Genomic DNA, 15,461 nt, shown 5'->3' with positions numbered 1-15,461 from the left:
GCATGCACGACGAAATCGACGGCGGCGCGTCCTCCGCACCGGTATGGCCCGCGTTCGCCGACCTGATGTCGGTGCTGCTCGGCGCGTTCGTGCTGATCCTCGTCGGCGTGATCGGCATGCAGCTTCAGCTCACGTCGAAGCTCGAGGAAGCCGTGCGCGCGCGCCAGCAGGAAGCGCAGCAGCGCAAGTCGCTCGAGCAGGCGCTCGCCGGGCCGCTCGCGGCCGGCCGCGTGACGCTCGTGAACGGCCGCATCGGCATCAGCGGCAACGTGCTGTTCGCGCTGAACTCCGACCAGTTGCAGCCTGCGGGCCGCGACCTGCTGAAGACGCTGGCCGCGCCGCTGGGCGCCTACCTGAAGACACGCGACGAGATCCTGATGATCAGCGGCTTCGCCGACGACCAGCAGGTGCATGCGGGCAACCGCCAGTTCACGGACAACTGGGAACTGTCGGCCAAGCGTGCGTTGACGGTCACGCGTGCGCTGATCGACGCCGGCGTGCCGGCGTCGTCGGTGTTCGCGGCCGCGTTCGGCTCCGAGCAGCCGGTCAGCTCGAATGCGGACGATGAAGGCCGCGCGAAGAACCGCCGCGTGGAGATCGCGCCGGTGCCGCGCAAATCGGCATCGAACGGAGGGAAGGCGCAGTGACCGGCGACGCGACGCACGTCCGCACGACGCTCGACGCTTGGCGCGAGCAAGGTGCCGACCGGCTCGATCCGGTGCGCTTTCACCGGATCGACGCGCTCGAACGGCGCGCGGCCGCGCTCGAAGGCGATGCACGCGCGTTGCTCGACGCACGGCTGGCGACGTTGCTCGAAGGCTTCGCGGAGGTGGTGGCGTGCGCTGGTGAAACGGCCACCGCAAGCGCCGCGGTAGAGGCGCCCGCGCGTGGCGCGCTGGCGGCACTCGTCGAGCGGCTCGCGCGCGATGCGCAGGCCGACCGGCGCGGGCTCGATCCCGAGCTGGTCGACTACTTCCGCACGATGTGGTCGAAAGTCCGCACGGAACAGCAGTACCGTCAGTCGCTCGACCAGGTGCCGCGTAACGCGGGGCCGCTCAATTCGAACAGTCTCGTGCACCGGTCGCTCGCGACGATGCGCGAGTTGTCGCCGGCTTATCTGCAGCAGTTCCTGTCGTATGTCGACGCGCTCGCGTGGCTCGAGGATCTCGCCGGCGGCGGCGCGCAGCCCGAGAAGGAAGCGCCGCGCGCGAAGGCGGTGAAGAAGGGCACGCGCGGCAAGAGCCGCTAGCGTGCGACCGCATGCGGCGGCGATCGGAGTCCGTTACATCGACACACGGCCCGACGTCGTCGCGTTCCGATACCGGGCCGCGCTGATGAACTTCGAAAAGCGCTCGCACCAGATCACGACCGACGTGTACTGCGCCGGGTTCACGTCGGCGGGAAGCGGCACGACGAAATTGCCGAATGTCTTCAGGTCAGCCACTCGTGCGGCACGCGCCTTGATCGCGAGGAACGACGCCCGGGTATCGACAAATTCCGGCACGAGATAGATCTTGTAATCGGGCCCCGGCGCAATGTCGCCTTCGAAGGCGATCGACGAATCGGTGATGGTCAGCTTGCCGTCGGCCCAGTGCAGCGCATCGCTGCCCGGCAGGTCGCGTTCGAAACGGCTGGTATGACGTGCGTTTTCGGCGGCCACCTGCAGTTCGACGGCGCTTGCGCCTTCCGATGCCGTCAGGATCGGAAGGACGTAGATGCCGGCGGCGAATGCAACGAGCCCCGTCGCGACGTGCGACGCGATCAGCATCCAGATTCTGGTTTTCATATCGGACCCCATGAGCGAGAACGGTGGTTGGCGCAAGGCCACAACCCTGTAGTCGCACGGGCCGGCAAAATCTGACACCCGGTCGGCATTCGCTTGCGCACGCCGTATGCATCGGGCAGGACGCCCGACTGCCGCACGGCGGCACGATGCCGAAAAAATTCAGCGGGCGCGTGTCATCTTTGCGCTGGCGGATCGACTCACTCTCCGTCGACAACGTCGTCGACGCTCAGGAGAGATCAGATGAACAAGCTTGCCCTGTATGTTCTCGCGACAGTTGCCGCGACCGCCTCCGTTTCCATTTCCGCATCCGCATGGGCCGCGCCGGAATCCACCGTGACGCGCGCGGAGGTCACGGCCGAACTGGCTGCCGTGCGTGCGGCCGGCTACCGTCAGACCGGCGAAGACCCGCACTATCCGGCGCGCCTCTCGGAGGCGCTGACGAAGATTGGTTCGAACGGGCCGTCGACGGCCGATACGAGTGGATACGGGACGATGTCGCCGACGGCGAGCGAATCGGGCTCGATTGCCCGCGAACTGCCGATCTATCGGGGACGATGAGCCGGGCCGGACATGATGCCTTTCGACCGGCGTCATGTCCGATTATTCCGGACTGCGACATGTTTTTTGAATGTGCAGCGTCAGGGTGATGGCTCGCCTTCCGTGATTGCCGCGCGCAGCGCATGCAACGCATCGGCCAGCGCCGACGCGAACGGCGGATGCGCGGCGATCCCGGCTGCGTCGAGCTGGCTTCCGAGGATCGGCAGCGTGATCGACGCGCGCTCGACGATGTTCGCCGACATCACCGACAGCGTTTCCCGCAGTGCCGCGTCCGCATGCGTCGCGCGCGGCGACGCATTCAGTACGGCGACCGGCTTGTACACGACGGCGTCGCACCCCACGATCCAGTCCAGCGCATTCTTCATCACGCCCGTTACGCCGTGCGCGTATTCCGGGCTCGCGATCAGCAGGCCGTCGGCGGCATTCACGCGGTCGATCAGGTCCCGCACGGCGGCCGGCGACGGAAATTCGGCGTCGGGATTGAACAGCGGGAATTCGCCGAGACGATCGAAGCGCACGATGCGCATGCCGCGCGGCGCGACGAGCGCGGCCGCATCGAGCAGCGCGGCGTTGTACGACTGCGCGCGGAGGCTGCCGCACAGCGCGACGATGTCGAGATGGCGGTCGGCGTGGGGGCGGGGATCGGTGGTCATCGATGTGCGTGTCGGTTGGCGCGTGGCGTAGCGGCGAGCGTCGCGCGGATCGCACGGATTATCGCACCGGTGTTCGAGCCGCGCTGCGCATGAACAGCTACCGCTACAATCGCTGGGATCGATCCCGTACGCGTGAGAGGGCGGATGCCTGGAAACGGAATGAAACAACAGGGGGCTGGCATGAACCAGTGTTCCGGAACGACTGTGGCAGCGCCGTGCGCTGCAATCAGGTGTGGGGGTACGGCCAGGCGTCGTGCCGTTGCACGCCGGTTGAACAGCAAGCGACAGTGACGTCGATGCCGTTCCGCAAACGCATCGGCCATGCCGACCTGCCGCCGACGGTTGTGGCAGCGATTCCGGCAGAAAGCTATCTAACGGCGCGCGATCGTCCCGACACGGCGACGTTGGTCGTCTGGGTCATCGATCCGACGCTCAATCGCCAGCGCGAACGCGAGTATTCGCATGCGACCGGCGCGTTCCTGACACTCGCCGAGCGTCACGCGCTGTGTCCGCCGAACCGGACGTTCGCGATGCCGGACGGGCGAGTGACCGTCCACGTCGGCTATCGCTTCGATCCCGACACGGGCGTCTGCAGCGAGACCTATGCGGCGTACGACAATGCAACCTCAGCGTTGCTCGTGCAGAGCGAGCAAATGTGTTTCTCGCCCGCGACGCGCGATCCGGAAGACGTCGTGCGCGATGCGCTGCGCAAGGCCGAGTTCCCGCGTACGTATGCCGGCTGGATCGTGCCGGAGCGAATCGGCTACTGGGTCGGCGTGCTGTACCGGCAGCGCCGTCAGGCCGGAGAGTCGGGCGCACACGAGGATGCGGCGTTCACGGCCGCGCTGGTCGAGCAGATGAAGCGTGTCGATCCGAACATCGAATGGCTGCTTCCGTCGGTGCTCGCCGAGCTCGCCCGGATGGAGATGACGGACGCACACCTCTTGCGTGCGGCGTTCAGCGAACGAACGGGCATCGCGATCTAGCGCGGCGTTGCCCGGTGCATGAACGCTCACATGCCGGCGGCACCGGCCATCCCCGTCACGCGCGCGAATTCCCCGATTCCCCATCCATTGCCGAGCATCAGCCGCCGCGTATGCAGCGCACCGTGCACGTCGTCGGCGACGGTTTCACCGAGATAACGCAACGCACGCCCGTCGATATCGACGAAGCCGTGCCGGTAATCCTGCGCGAGCGCCGTCCACAACTGCGCGGCGCCGACCGACTGGCGCGCGCCGCTGATCAGGCACAGGCCCGCGCCGAGCCCCCAGCGATACAGCGTCGTCGCGACACCCTTGCGTTGCGCGGACCCGCGCAGCCGCGTATGCGGCGCGCGCAGGTAGCGGTCGGCGCGACGCGGGATTTCAGGCAGGCGGTTGAATACCGTATAGCCGGCGAGCTGGCGCGCGGCCGGATCTTCGACATACAGGAAGTATTCGCCGTCCGCTTCGCGGTGGCGGACGATCAGGCCGGAGCAGCCGAGCGCGACCGCCGGCAGGCCGTGCAGGCGATGGCCCGGCTGGTGGAGACGCGCGTAGAGCGTGTCGAGTTCATCGTCGATGTCGTGCTGGGAATGCTGTACGTCGATACGCATGGCAAAGGTCGCCCGTCCCGGGCGGTCCGAGAAAGTGGTTCATCGCAAAAGGGGGAAAGGAATGGGTGCGGCCCCCGGGCTCGGCGAAGCGAGCCGGGGCCGCGAATCAGCTGGGGATGTGCTGGAAACCGGCGGCGATCGCGGCGAGGCCCGCGATGCAGAGTGCGAACAGGATCAGGACTTTGTGGATCACGTCTCTCTCCTCATGAATGCGCGGCGCCGAAGGGCGGCATCGCGGAGACGGTGAGCGGCGGGCACGGCCCGCGCGGCCGTCGTGCGGGACGACGGTCGAAGGTCCGGGCGACAGCGCGCGGGTCGGGCGCTGTATCGCACGCGGACGGCCAGCACCATACGCGACGCGATTCCGGTGGGCAATCGGACAGGAGATGAAAAGCGACGAAAGGCGAAGAATCGCGTCGTTTCGCGACAATTGGCCGCATGAGGTCGTGCCGCCGCCTGAGCGGAAGGCGACGCGGGCCGGCCCGGCGGGTGCGGTCGGGCAGCGCGCACGCGGCTGGTGCCGCTCAGTCGAACCGACTACACTGCGCAGTCAACGCACACCGCAAGGATTCCTCCATGGGAGCCGGCCCGTCCACGGATCGCTAAGCCGCAACGACCTTCGTCAACCGGTCGTTGCGGCGATCTCCCGTTGTCCCTCGCTGACCAGGCAGATCGCCGCCAGATTCCCTTTTCTGAGCGGATGCCTTGTCATGCCTGAACAATCCACGCCCGTCTGGGCCTATTCGTTGCCGTCGGCGCTGCTGCTGATGGCGCCTTTCGATCTCCTCGCGTCGCTGGCGATGGATGTGTACCTGCCGGTGATCCCGGAGATGCCGTCCGCGTTGGGTACGTCACCGGCCATCGTCCAGTTGACGCTGAGCGTCTACATGGTCGTCCTCGGCCTGGGCCAGATGATCTTCGGCCCGTTGTCGGACCGCGTCGGCAGACGCCCGGTGGTGCTGGGCGGCGCACTGTGTTTTGCGGCGGCTTCCCTGGCGCTTGCGATCGCCACCGGCGGCGGCTTGTTCGTCGCGCTGCGCGTGCTACAGGCACTGGGCGCGTCGGCCGCCCTCGTTGCCACGTTCGCGACCGTTCGCGATGTCTACGCCGATCGCCCCGAAGGCCGCATGATCTACAGCCAGTTCGGTGCGATGCTGGCGTTCGTGCCCGCGCTGGGCCCGCTGCTGGGCGCGGCCATCGCGACGGCCTGCGGATGGCGCGCGATCTTCGCGACGCTCGGCCTGCTGGGTCTGCTCGCGTGCGGCCGCGCGTGGCCACGCTGGCACGAAACGCGGCCGCGGACGGCGAACCGGCAGGGGCTGTCCGTCGCAACGATTCTCGGCAGCCGGCCTTTTCAGGTTCATACGCTCGCGTTTGCCGCCGCGATGGGGGCGTTCTTCGTGTTCTTCTCCACCGCGCCGCGCGTGCTGGTCGGCGGTGCCGGCTATTCCCGCGAGGCGTTCAGCGTGGCCTTTGCGACCGTCGCGATCGTGATGGTTGTCGTGTCTCGTTTCGCAGGGACGTGCGTGTCGAGGTGGGGCGAGGCGGGCTGCGTTGCGCGAGGGGCGCTCACGATGATGACGGGGGCGATCGTGCTGGCCGTCTGCACGGTCCTGGCGAAGCCGTCGTTCGCGACGTTCGTGATGCCGATGTGGCTGGTTGCGGTCGGTATCGTGCTGATGTCGTCGGTGTCGGCGAACGGTGCGCTGCGCGATTTCGGCGCTGCCGCCGGCAAGGCGGTTGCGCTCTACTACGCGGTGCAGGGCATGATCGTCACCGGCGTGGGGACGCTCGCGACGCTGGTCTTCGACGGCGCGACCGCGTGGCCGCTGGTGGCCTGCTGCTTCGGCATGGGCCTCGCGAGCTTCGTCGCGATCACGGCGCTGACGCGTGCGACCGGTCGCGCGTGTGACGGGCGCGACCGCGGCGCCTTGTTCGACTGAGCATGCAGCGCCGCGCGGCGTTTCCGTGAAGTGGCGGGGCCGCAGGCCCCGCCTTTTGCCGCCGCGTCAGGCCGGCGCGCGCTGCCCGAATGCCTGCTTGATCCGCGCGAACAGCCCGTGTTGGGCGATCCATTCGGCATACGCGCGATAGTCGGGATCGCGCATCAGGTGGCGCTCTTCCGTCTTCGCCCGCGTGTAGTAGATCAGGTTGACCGCGACGAGCCCCGCGCAATGCATGAGCCCGATCTGCCAGCCGAGCGGCTCGACGAACGGCACCGACACCATCCAGTACGACAGGTTCTTCGTGATGTACGCCGGATGCTTCGTGAAGCGGTACGGGCCCGACGTGATGATCCCGCGGTTGGTGAGGTTCGAGAAGCGCAGCCCGAACGAGATCGTGCACAGCGCGTAGGTCAGCAGCAGCAGGATGATCACGGCGCCCCAGATCACGCGCAGCGTCGGCGCCGACATCAGCCAGTTGTCCCAGAACATCGAGCCTTCGTAGCGGATGTAGTTGTTCGAGAACAGCGACCAGAACGGCTGGTAGCACATCAGCGCGGCCACCCAGCCGAGCGTCGTCGGCTCGACGGTGCGCACATGGCTGTCGAGGATGCGGAACGTGCACAGGTAGCCGACGGTGCCGAACATCAGGTCCATCGTGAACGACAGGTCGTACATGAACACGAAGGCCGCGATCGTCATCGGCGCGTGCATCGCGTTCGTGAGCGACGCGGTCAGGTGATCGGCGTCCTTCGACAGGTAGACGGTCATCAGCGGCAGGAAGAACGCCTTCACGCCCCAGCCGGCCAGCATCTCGCGCACCGGCTTCCAGCTCGCGGGCTGCTCGCGGCGGAACAGGTAACGGCCCCACAGCAGGTACGCGTCGTCGGTCTCGCGCTGGTGGCGGTCCATCCACGCGAAATAGAACGGCGCGGCGACGATCACGTACGGCGCGAGCGAGCGCAACAGCGACCAGAACGGCAGGTAGAACGCGCCGTGGTATTCGGGCAGCAGCCAGTAGATCGTGCCGATGCCCGCATAGATCGACGTCAGCGCGCCGAGCCGCGTCGCGACGCGTGCGATGCCGAGCGGCCGGACGGCCTGCCGCGACAGGCCTGCGCTCGGGCGCAGGTACACGCGCGAGATGAAGATTTCGTGCAGCGCGATCGTGCCGATGATCGCGAGGCTGGCGATGACCGCGCGCGTGGCTGCATCGAGCGTCGGGTGGTCGCGCGTGATCCACAGCGCGAAGAGCCCGGCGGCGATGCCGAGCAGGCCGGCGCGCAGCGGCGTGGCGGAACGGGGTGGGCGGTCCTGGACCGCGGCGATGCCGTCAAGCGTGGAATTCATGATCGGATCCTCGTACGGATGAGGGCCGGCGCCCCCGCTTGGCGGGTGACGCCGGCCGTCGGCCGGGCTTTGTATGGATGCGCGCCCGGCCATTGGCCTGTGGTTCTGATAGGTAAAGCGTTACTTCTTGTTGCCGCCGCCCAGCAGACCGCCCAGGAGGTTCGTCACCGGCGACAGCAGGTTGCCGGCGCCGCCCGCGGCACCGCCGTTCGAGCTGCCGGTCAGGCCGCCCACCACCGAGCCGCCACCCGCCGGCGTCGTGACCGCGCCGGCTGCACCGCCGGGGCTGGCCGTGCCGATGGCGCCCGCGGCGCCTGCCGGCGTCGTCAGCGCACCCGCCACCGTGCCGACCGGGCCGCTCGACAGCAGGCCGCCGAGCGTGCCCGTCACGTTGCCGCCCGGCGTCGTGACCGTGCCGGTGAGGCTGGCGCCGAGCGGGGTCAGCGAGTTGACGAGGTTGGTGACCGGCGCCAGCAGGCCGCCGATACCCGCGCCACCGATGCCGCTGGTGCCGCCCGTGCCACTCGTTCCGCCGGTACCGCTCGTGCCGCTCGAACCGAGGCCGCCGAGCGCACCCGTCAGCGAGCCCAGCAGGCCCGTGACCGGTCCGAGCGGGCCGCCGCTGCTCGTGCCGCTGGTGCCGCCCGAACCGCTCGAGCTGCCGCCGCCCAGGCCGCCCGTCAGCGTGCCGAGCAGGCCCGTGATCGGGGCGAGCGGGTTGCTGCCGCCCGTGCCGCTGCTGGAGCTGCCCGCGTTGTTGTCGTGGACGAGGCCGCCGGTGGACGTCACCGTGTTGCCGAGCTGCGCCACGACGCCGCCGAGACCGGCGCCGAGCGGGTTGTCGGTTGCGCCGCCGACCTTCGTGCCGGCGCTGGCGAGGCCGTTGCCGAGTGCGCTCAGCAGGCCGTTGAGCGGCGTGCCGAGCAGCGTGACGCCGCCGAGCGTCTGCGTGGCGCCCGGCGTCGTGACACCGCCGGTCAGCGTGTTCGTGATCGGGTTGATCACCTTGCCGACCTGCGTTTCGAGCTGCTGGACCGGCGAGCTGTTCAGCGCCGTGTTGAGGCCCGACGCGGTCGAGTTGACGGCGCCGCCGACGGTGTTGACGAGATCGCCGACGAGCGTCGTGACCGGCGACAGCGGCGACAGCGGGCCGGAGCCGAGGCTCTTCACCGCGTTGCCGAGATTGTTGACCGCGCCGCCGGCGCCGGTCAGCAGGCCGGTGGTCGACGTCAGCGTCGGTCCGAGCGGGTTGGCCGACACGCCGATCGAGCCGAGGCCGGCCGCGACGCCGTTGCCGAGCGCCTGCACGCCGTTGCCGAGGCTCGTGACTGCGTTGCCGACGCTGGTGGCCGTCGTCGGGTTCGTGCCGGGGATCTGCACGCCGCCGATCTGGCCGCCGCCGTTCGCGACCGTCGTGCCGACTGCCGTCACGAGGTTGCCGGATTTCTGGAGGACATTGCCGAGGGGGGTGATGCCGGTGCCGGAGGTGCCCGACGTGCCGGACGTGCCGGACGTGCCCGACGTGCCTGACGTACCGGAAGTGCCCGACGTACCGGAGGTGCCCGAGGTGCCGGAAGTACCCGACGTACCGGAAGTACCCGACGTACCGGAAGTACCCGACGTACCGGAAGTACCCGACGTACCGGAAGTACCCGACGTGCCGGAAGTACCTGAGGTGCCGGAAGTACCCGACGTACCGGAAGTGCCCGACGTGCCGGAAGTGCCCGACGTACCGGAAGTGCCCGACGTACCGGAAGTGCCCGACGTGCCGGAAGTGCCCGACGTACCGGAAGTACCTGAGGTGCCGGAAGTACCCGACGTACCGGAAGTACCCGAGGTGCCGGAAGTGCCCGACGTACCGGAAGTGCCCGACGTACCGGAAGTGCCCGACGTGCCGGAAGTGCCCGACGTACCGGAAGTACCCGAGGTGCCGGAAGTACCCGAGGTGCCGGAAGTACCCGAGGTGCCGGAAGTACCCGACGTGCCGGAGGTGCCCGAGGTGCCGGAAGTGCCCGACGTGCCGGAAGTGCCCGACGTACCGGAAGTACCCGAGGTGCCGGAAGTACCCGAGGTGCCGGAAGTACCCGAGGTGCCGGAAGTACCCGACGTGCCGGAGGTGCCCGAGGTGCCGGAAGTACCCGACGTACCGGAGGTGCCCGAGGTGCCGGAAGTACCCGACGTACCGGAGGTGCCCGACGTACCGGAGGTGCCCGACGTACCGGAGGTGCCCGACGTACCGGAGGTGCCCGACGTACCGGAAGTACCCGACGTACCGGAAGTACCCGACGTACCCGAGGTACCCGAGGTGCCCGACGTCCCGGAAGTCGTACCCGACGTGCCGGAAGATCCCGAGGTACCAGAAGAACCCGACGTCCCCGAAGTCCCCGAGCTGCCGCCCGTCCCTGACGTGCTCGGCTTGATCGTCGGCGGCGTCGTCGGTCCATCGACCGAGCCGCAGCCATAGAGTGCGAGCAGCGACGAGACGGCCATCGTTACCGTCGTCTTCTTGAAGAGTTTGTGCATGTTGGCCTCGACATTGGAAGTGTGTCCAAGCCTCCTCTGCAAATTCCGCGCCACGACAGCATTCCCGAAACGGTGGCGCGCTTTATTGCAGGAATCGGGAATATACGCGCGATTTAAACGGAGTTCCGGCGCTTTCGCGCGACGGGCACGCAGGGTGCGCCGGCGTGGCGGTTGCGATGTTCCCGAAAGCCGCCGTAACGCGCGGCGCGATGTTACGTAGCGTTCGATATCGCGTGACGCCGGCGGCCGCGAACCGAGGGCCGCATCTTTGACGAAACTGGCCGGCCCGATGAACATGGCGCGACATCCCCGGCTGCCGACGACGCCGCCGCAGCCACGACTCCACACAGGACACGGACATGAGCGAACAGGACAGGGAATACGGCAAGGCGCGACGCACCGACGTGATGGGCGAAGCGTTCGTCGAGCGCGCGATGCGCGACCTCGACGGTTTTTCGCGCCCGCTGCAGAACTGGCTGAACGAGCACGCGTGGGGCAGCACGTGGCAGCGGGGCGGGATCGACCTGAAGACGCGCAGCCTGTGCACGTGCGCGATGCTGGCGGCGCTTGGCCGTAGCACGGAACTGAAGGGTCACATTCGCGGCGCGCTCAACAACGGCGCGAGCCTCGTCGAGATCCGCGAGGTGTTGCTGCACAGCGCGCTGTACGCGGGCGCGCCGGCTGCGGTCGAGGCGTTCCGCAGCGCACGGGAGGTGATCTCGGATCTCGGGCTGTCGGTGCCCGACGACGAAGCCTGATTCCGCCGCCGCACCGGCGGCACGCCACGGAATCAGGCCCGGTCACGCGGTCGCGGCTTACGCGATGCGTGCCGCCGGCGCGGCCACCTCGACCGGCGCGGCAGCGACTTCGAGCAGCCAGTCGGCCGTCGCTTCCGGAATCGTGACCGGCAGCATGTGCCCGCCCTCGACGACCTTCAGCCGCACGCGCGCCGACTTTTTCGCGAGCGCTTCGCCGTGCTCGCGCCAGTTCAGGATCGGATCGGCACGGCCGTACAGCACGTCGACCGGCAGCGCGAGGTCCGGGTAGCGGCGCTCCATCGCGGGCAGGTCGACCGGTGCCGACAGCAGGTCGGTCGCGGTCGCATAGAACACGTGCGGGCGCATCCCGAGCAGTCCACCGCCCTTGACCGGGAAGTCGCGCGGCACGTCTTCCGGCGCGAACACCTGGCGCACGGCCTTGCGGCCGGTCAGGATCGTCAGCGGAATCGCGAAGGTCCACGACACGAAGCGGCGCACCAGCGGCGAGGGCAGCATCAGCGGCTTGAACGGCGCGGGCGGCTCGCTCTGCTCGTGCGACAGCGGCGCGATCAGCGCGAGCCGGCTCACGCGGTCCGCATGATTGAGGCCGACCGCGAGCGCGATCGCGCCGCCGAGCGAATGGCCGACCAGCACCGGTTTGTCGAGCTGCAGCGCGTCGATGAACGCGGCGACCGTGCGGGCCTGCGCGAACACGTTCGCCTGCGAGCCCGCGCCGCGGAGCGAGCGGCCGGCGCCCGGCCGGTCGATGAGGATCACGCGATGCTGCTGCGCGAGCCGCGCGAGCGGCAGGTACGCGAAATTGCGCAGTTGCCCCGCGAGCCCGTGGACGAACACGAGCGGCGGGCCGTTGCCGTATTCGACGTAGTGGATGCGGTCGCCGCCGATGTCGACGAAGCGGCCTTCGGGCGGAAACGCGCGCGTCACGCGGCGGGCCACGTAACCGGTAAACAGCGCGAGCGCGGCGAGCACCGCGACGACGCCGAGCAGCACGTTCTGGATCAGATGGAGCGTATGGGTCATGTCGGCCTCAGCGGGTTTCGAGTGCGGGTTCGGCAACCGGCGTCGTGGCGGCCGGGCCGGCTTTCGCGCGGCGTTCGAACTGCATCGCCGAATCGGCGAGTCCGCTGAACTTCAGCGATGCGAGATCGAGCACGTAGTTCTGGTGGAACTTCCACGGCTTGCTGTGCCCCTGCTTCGGCAGGATGCCGGCCGCGCGCTGGATGTAGCCCGAGCTCAGGTTGACGGCCGGCACGTTGCCGGGATCGCCGGTGCCGAGCCGTGGCACGCAGGTGTCGTAGCCGTTCGCGCGCATGTGGTTGAGGAGCCGGCACACGTAGCGCGCGATCAACTCGGCCTTCAGCGTCCACGACGCATTCGTGTAGCCGAACGACGACGCAAGGTTCGGTACGTCGCTGTACATCATCCCCTTGTACGACACGGTGTCCGGCAGGTCGACCGCGCGGCCGTCGACGGTGACGCGCGCGCCGCCGAGCATCTTCACCTTCAGCCCGGTCGCGGTGACGATCACGTCCGCGTCGAGCTGCTGGCCGCTCTTCAGCTTGAGGCCGGTCGGCGTGAAGCGCTCGATCTCGTCGGTGACGATCGACGCGCGACCCGAGCGGATCGACTTGAACAGGTCGCCATTCGGCACCAGGCACACGCGCTGGTCCCACGGCATGTAGCGCGGCGTCAGGTGTTTCGCGACGTCGAAGCCGGGGCCGACCTGCTTGCTGGCCGCGCGGATGATGAACTGCTTCGTCCGGTCGGGCTTGCGGCGCGACACGTTGTACAGGTACATCGTCAGCAGTACGTTCTTCACCCGCACGAGCCGGTGCGCGAGCCGCGACGGCAGCACGCGGCGCAACGCGTTCGCGATCTTGTCGCGGGCGGGCAGCGACACGATGTAGGTCGGCGAACGCTGCAGCATCGTCACGTGCTGCGCATCGGCCGCCATCGACGGCACGAGCGTGACGGCCGTCGCGCCGCTGCCGATCACGACCACGCGCCGGTTCGCGTACGACAGGTCCTTCGGCCAGTGCTGCGGATGCACGAGCTTGCCTTCGAACGTGTCCATCCCCGCCCAGTCGGGCAGGTAGCCGGCGTCATAGTCGTAGTAACCGCTGCACATGAACAGGAAGCGGCAGGTGTACACGAGCGTGTCGGTCGCGCCGTCCCGCGTGCGCTCGATGCGCACCGTCCAGCGCGCGCGGTTCGAATCCCAGTCGGCCGCGACCACCTTCTGGCCGTAGCGAATCGTCTTGTCGATGCCGTATGCGCGTGCGGTGTCGCGGATGTAGTCGAGGATCGTCTGACCGTCCGAGATCGCCTTGTCGCTGTGCCACGGCCGGAAGCTGTAGCCGAGCGTGAACATGTCGGAATCCGAACGGACGCCCGGATAGCGGAACAGGTCCCAGGTGCCGCCGATCGCGTCGCGCGCCTCGACGATCGCCACGCTGGCATACGGGCAGCGCTGCTTCAGGTGATAGGCCGCGCCGATGCCGGACAAGCCGGCGCCGACGATCAGCACGTCGAGGTCGTAACTGTCGCCACGGGCGTCGGGAGCGGGCGGCGCGGTGCGCCGGTCGGTCGTCGTCGAGGTCATGCGAGGTCCTTGGTCGGCGTGGTCGGGAGCGCGGCCGGGGTATCGGCGCGTTCAAGGTTGCGGGCACGGGCGCGGCGTACGTGGCGCAGCATCAGCCACTGGTAGCCGGCACCGAGCAGGCGCGCGATCCGGTCGAGCCGGCGCGCGTCGGCGCCGACGAGCACGCGGCGCGCATTGCGCTCGACCCCCGCGAGGATCTGCCGCGCGGCGTCGTCGGCCGTCGTCGCGTTGATCAGGCGGTTGGCCTGGCGGCGATGAGTCGCTTCGTCCTGGCCGGTGAGCGCATGGATGCTGGTATCGACGCGGCCTGCGTCGACGATGTTCGTCGCGACGCCGCCCGGATGCACGCAGGTCGCGCTCACCGGCGCACCGTCGAGTTCGAGCTCCATCCGCAGCGCCTCGGTGAAGCCGCGCACCGCGAACTTGGTCGCGTTGTACGCGCTTTGGGTGGGCATTGCGACGAGGCCGAACAGGCTCGACGTGTTGACGATGTGCCCGTCGCCCGATGCGCGCAGATGCGGCAGGAATGCCTGGGTGCCGTGCACGACGCCCCAGAAGTTGATGCCGACGATCCACTCGAGATCGGCGATGCGCGCGGTCTCGGCGCTGGCGGCCAGCGACACGCCCGCGTTGTTGAAGACCAGGTTGACCTTGCCGTGCTCGGCGCGCACGAAATCGGCCCACGCGAACACCGCATCGCGGTCGGACACGTCGAGCCGCCGCGTGCTCACGCGCACGCCGTGCTGCGCGCAGGCGGCCGCCGTGCCGGCGAGCCCGACGTCGTTGACGTCGCTCAGTGCGACCTCGCAGCCGCGCCGCGCGAGCTCGACCGCGAGGCTGCGGCCCATGCCCGAACCGGCGCCCGTGATCGCGGCGACTTTGCCGGAAAACCCGTTCATCTGTTGCTCCTCCCGTTCCGCTTGCACTGCGCCGGCGGCGCGTCTAATGTGGTGTTGTTCGTCACCACTTTAGTTTTCGGGTGTCCTGATGTCAAATAGCGGAATGGAGAAAGCACTCGAAACGGAAAAAAGGGGCCGGTCGTATGGCGGCGTGGCGCCCGAGGTGCGGGCCGCGGAGCGTCGCGACGCACTGATCCGCGCGGCGACGCGCGTGTTCGGCACGGTCGGATTCCGCAAGGCGACCGTGCGGTCGATCTGCCAGGAAGCGAAGCTGAACGATCGCTATTTTTATGCAGCGTTCGAGAGCACCGAGGATTTGCTGCGCTGCACCTACCTGCATCACGCGCAGCAGCTGCACGAAGCGGTCGCGCGGGCGGTGGCCGAGCGCGGCGGCGATCTGCGCGAGAGCGTCGATGCGGGGCTCGCCGCGTTCTTCGCGTTCCTGCGCGACCCGTGCGCGGCGCGCGTGCTGCTGCTCGAGGTGATGGGCGTGAGCGCGGACACCGACATGACCTACCAGCGCATGCTGATCGACTTCGGCAAGCTGATCATGGCGATCGGCGCGCCGCGCGAAGCGGCGACGCCCGCGGAGCGCATCGAGCAGCGGCTGATCGGGCTCGCGCTCGTCGGCGCGATGACGAACGTCGGCGCGGCGTGGCTGCTTACCGAATATCGCGATCCGGAGGCACAGATGGTCGCGAGTTGCAGGAAGGTGCTGCTGGGGACGCTGCGGGAGGCGGGGTAGATTCGCGGGAACGGGGCCGGTTGCCCGCG

The 15,461-nt window shown here is 68.6% G+C and carries 15 protein-coding genes; 7 read left to right on the top strand and 8 right to left on the bottom strand.

Features of this window, described 5'->3' with window-relative positions; translation table 11 throughout:
* Window positions 1–2: 2 nt before the first annotated feature.
* Together BCEP18194_RS35025 and BCEP18194_RS35020 are read left to right on the top strand one after the other, a co-directional pair.
* Entirely contained in the window at window positions 3–647 is a 645-nt protein-coding gene (locus BCEP18194_RS35025; protein WP_011356049.1) for an OmpA family protein, read from the top strand.
* On the top strand, window positions 644–1,249 hold the full coding sequence (locus BCEP18194_RS35020) for a DUF2894 domain-containing protein (protein ID WP_011356048.1): 606 nt from the start codon (window positions 644–646) through the stop codon (window positions 1,247–1,249). The genes BCEP18194_RS35025 and BCEP18194_RS35020 overlap by 4 nt, the downstream gene beginning before the upstream one ends.
* Before the next feature lie 33 nt (window positions 1,250–1,282).
* On the opposite strand, the gene BCEP18194_RS35015 is transcribed toward BCEP18194_RS35020, so the two are convergent.
* Window positions 1,283–1,786: a DM13 domain-containing protein gene (locus tag BCEP18194_RS35015; RefSeq protein ID WP_011356047.1), complete on the bottom strand. Its 504-nt coding sequence runs from the start codon at window positions 1,784–1,786 to the stop codon at window positions 1,283–1,285.
* A 240-nt stretch (window positions 1,787–2,026) separates the two neighbouring features.
* Here BCEP18194_RS35015 and BCEP18194_RS35010 point away from each other — a divergent pair, with 240 nt between their 5' ends.
* Entirely contained in the window at window positions 2,027–2,344 is a 318-nt protein-coding gene (locus BCEP18194_RS35010) for a DUF4148 domain-containing protein (protein ID WP_011356046.1), read from the top strand.
* Between the two features lie 80 nt (window positions 2,345–2,424).
* On the opposite strand, the gene BCEP18194_RS35005 is transcribed toward BCEP18194_RS35010, so the two are convergent.
* On the bottom strand, window positions 2,425–2,997 hold the full coding sequence (locus BCEP18194_RS35005; RefSeq protein ID WP_011356045.1) for an NADPH-dependent FMN reductase: 573 nt from the start codon (window positions 2,995–2,997) through the stop codon (window positions 2,425–2,427).
* Window positions 2,998–3,293: 296 nt separating this feature from the next.
* On the opposite strand from BCEP18194_RS35005, the gene BCEP18194_RS35000 reads away from it, so the two are divergent.
* Window positions 3,294–3,983 (top strand): hypothetical protein, encoded by a 690-nt coding sequence (locus BCEP18194_RS35000; protein WP_041493641.1) that lies wholly within the window; start codon window positions 3,294–3,296, stop codon window positions 3,981–3,983.
* Between the two features lie 26 nt (window positions 3,984–4,009).
* On the opposite strand, the gene BCEP18194_RS34995 is transcribed toward BCEP18194_RS35000, so the two are convergent.
* Window positions 4,010–4,591 carry a hypothetical protein gene (locus BCEP18194_RS34995; RefSeq protein WP_011356043.1) on the bottom strand — a complete coding sequence of 194 codons (582 nt, stop codon included), beginning with the start codon at window positions 4,589–4,591 and terminating at the stop codon, window positions 4,010–4,012.
* A 710-nt stretch (window positions 4,592–5,301) separates the two neighbouring features.
* Here BCEP18194_RS34995 and cml point away from each other — a divergent pair.
* On the top strand, window positions 5,302–6,534 hold the full coding sequence (gene cml, locus BCEP18194_RS34990; RefSeq protein ID WP_011356042.1) for a CmlA/FloR family chloramphenicol efflux MFS transporter: 1,233 nt from the start codon (window positions 5,302–5,304) through the stop codon (window positions 6,532–6,534).
* Window positions 6,535–6,600: 66 nt separating this feature from the next.
* Here cml and BCEP18194_RS34985 read toward each other — a convergent pair whose 3' ends face one another.
* Together BCEP18194_RS34985 and BCEP18194_RS40915 are read right to left on the bottom strand one after the other, a co-directional pair.
* Window positions 6,601–7,884 carry an isoprenylcysteine carboxylmethyltransferase family protein gene (locus BCEP18194_RS34985; protein ID WP_041493373.1) on the bottom strand — a complete coding sequence of 428 codons (1,284 nt, stop codon included), beginning with the start codon at window positions 7,882–7,884 and terminating at the stop codon, window positions 6,601–6,603.
* A gap of 120 nt (window positions 7,885–8,004) precedes the next feature.
* On the bottom strand, window positions 8,005–10,407 hold the full coding sequence (locus tag BCEP18194_RS40915; RefSeq protein ID WP_095211910.1) for a collagen-like triple helix repeat-containing protein: 2,403 nt from the start codon (window positions 10,405–10,407) through the stop codon (window positions 8,005–8,007).
* A 359-nt stretch (window positions 10,408–10,766) separates the two neighbouring features.
* Here BCEP18194_RS40915 and BCEP18194_RS34970 point away from each other — a divergent pair, with 359 nt between their 5' ends.
* A complete protein-coding gene (locus BCEP18194_RS34970) occupies window positions 10,767–11,165 on the top strand; it encodes a carboxymuconolactone decarboxylase family protein (protein ID WP_011356039.1) in 399 nt (132 codons plus the stop codon).
* 57 nt (window positions 11,166–11,222) lie between these two features.
* Here BCEP18194_RS34970 and BCEP18194_RS34965 read toward each other — a convergent pair whose 3' ends face one another.
* From BCEP18194_RS34965 to BCEP18194_RS34955, 3 genes are read right to left on the bottom strand one after another with little or no spacing between them, the layout of a single operon-like run.
* Window positions 11,223–12,206 carry an alpha/beta fold hydrolase gene (locus BCEP18194_RS34965; protein ID WP_011356038.1) on the bottom strand — a complete coding sequence of 328 codons (984 nt, stop codon included), beginning with the start codon at window positions 12,204–12,206 and terminating at the stop codon, window positions 11,223–11,225.
* Window positions 12,207–12,213: 7 nt separating this feature from the next.
* The gene (locus BCEP18194_RS34960; RefSeq protein WP_011356037.1) at window positions 12,214–13,788 is read right to left on the bottom strand and encodes a flavin-containing monooxygenase; all 1,575 of its coding nucleotides are present in this window, start codon (window positions 13,786–13,788) and stop codon (window positions 12,214–12,216) included.
* Window positions 13,785–14,687, bottom strand: a complete 903-nt coding sequence (locus BCEP18194_RS34955) for an SDR family NAD(P)-dependent oxidoreductase (protein WP_011356036.1) — start codon at window positions 14,685–14,687, stop codon at window positions 13,785–13,787. The genes BCEP18194_RS34960 and BCEP18194_RS34955 overlap by 4 nt, the downstream gene beginning before the upstream one ends.
* A gap of 103 nt (window positions 14,688–14,790) precedes the next feature.
* Between BCEP18194_RS34955 and BCEP18194_RS34950 the strand changes: the two genes are divergently transcribed.
* Window positions 14,791–15,432, top strand: coding sequence for a TetR/AcrR family transcriptional regulator (locus BCEP18194_RS34950; RefSeq protein ID WP_244273011.1), 642 nt, complete (start codon window positions 14,791–14,793; stop codon window positions 15,430–15,432).
* Window positions 15,433–15,461 lie beyond the last annotated feature (29 nt).

This window comes from Burkholderia lata (genome assembly GCF_000012945.1).
Taxonomy (GTDB): domain Bacteria; phylum Pseudomonadota; class Gammaproteobacteria; order Burkholderiales; family Burkholderiaceae; genus Burkholderia; species Burkholderia lata.
The sequence above is the reverse complement of the archived record's forward strand: the minus strand, read 5'-3'. Positions and strand labels throughout refer to the sequence as shown.

Excerpts from the sequence above, each read along its gene's own strand:
- BCEP18194_RS35025 (WP_011356049.1), top strand. The coding sequence starts at position 3 with ATGCACGACGAAATCGACGGCGGCGCGTCCTCCGCACCGGTATGGCCC.
- BCEP18194_RS35015 (WP_011356047.1), bottom strand. The coding sequence starts at position 1,786 with ATGAAAACCAGAATCTGGATGCTGATCGCGTCGCACGTCGCGACGGGG.
- BCEP18194_RS35010 (WP_011356046.1), top strand. The coding sequence starts at position 2,027 with ATGAACAAGCTTGCCCTGTATGTTCTCGCGACAGTTGCCGCGACCGCC.
- BCEP18194_RS35005 (WP_011356045.1), bottom strand. The coding sequence starts at position 2,997 with ATGACCACCGATCCCCGCCCCCACGCCGACCGCCATCTCGACATCGTC.
- BCEP18194_RS35000 (WP_041493641.1), top strand. The coding sequence starts at position 3,294 with ATGCCGTTCCGCAAACGCATCGGCCATGCCGACCTGCCGCCGACGGTT.
- BCEP18194_RS34995 (WP_011356043.1), bottom strand. The coding sequence starts at position 4,591 with ATGCGTATCGACGTACAGCATTCCCAGCACGACATCGACGATGAACTC.
- cml (WP_011356042.1), top strand. The coding sequence starts at position 5,302 with ATGCCTGAACAATCCACGCCCGTCTGGGCCTATTCGTTGCCGTCGGCG.
- BCEP18194_RS34985 (WP_041493373.1), bottom strand. The coding sequence starts at position 7,884 with ATGAATTCCACGCTTGACGGCATCGCCGCGGTCCAGGACCGCCCACCC.
- BCEP18194_RS40915 (WP_095211910.1), bottom strand. The coding sequence starts at position 10,407 with ATGCACAAACTCTTCAAGAAGACGACGGTAACGATGGCCGTCTCGTCG.
- BCEP18194_RS34970 (WP_011356039.1), top strand. The coding sequence starts at position 10,767 with ATGAGCGAACAGGACAGGGAATACGGCAAGGCGCGACGCACCGACGTG.
- BCEP18194_RS34965 (WP_011356038.1), bottom strand. The coding sequence starts at position 12,206 with ATGACCCATACGCTCCATCTGATCCAGAACGTGCTGCTCGGCGTCGTC.
- BCEP18194_RS34960 (WP_011356037.1), bottom strand. The coding sequence starts at position 13,788 with ATGACCTCGACGACGACCGACCGGCGCACCGCGCCGCCCGCTCCCGAC.
- BCEP18194_RS34955 (WP_011356036.1), bottom strand. The coding sequence starts at position 14,687 with ATGAACGGGTTTTCCGGCAAAGTCGCCGCGATCACGGGCGCCGGTTCG.
- BCEP18194_RS34950 (WP_244273011.1), top strand. The coding sequence starts at position 14,791 with ATGGAGAAAGCACTCGAAACGGAAAAAAGGGGCCGGTCGTATGGCGGC.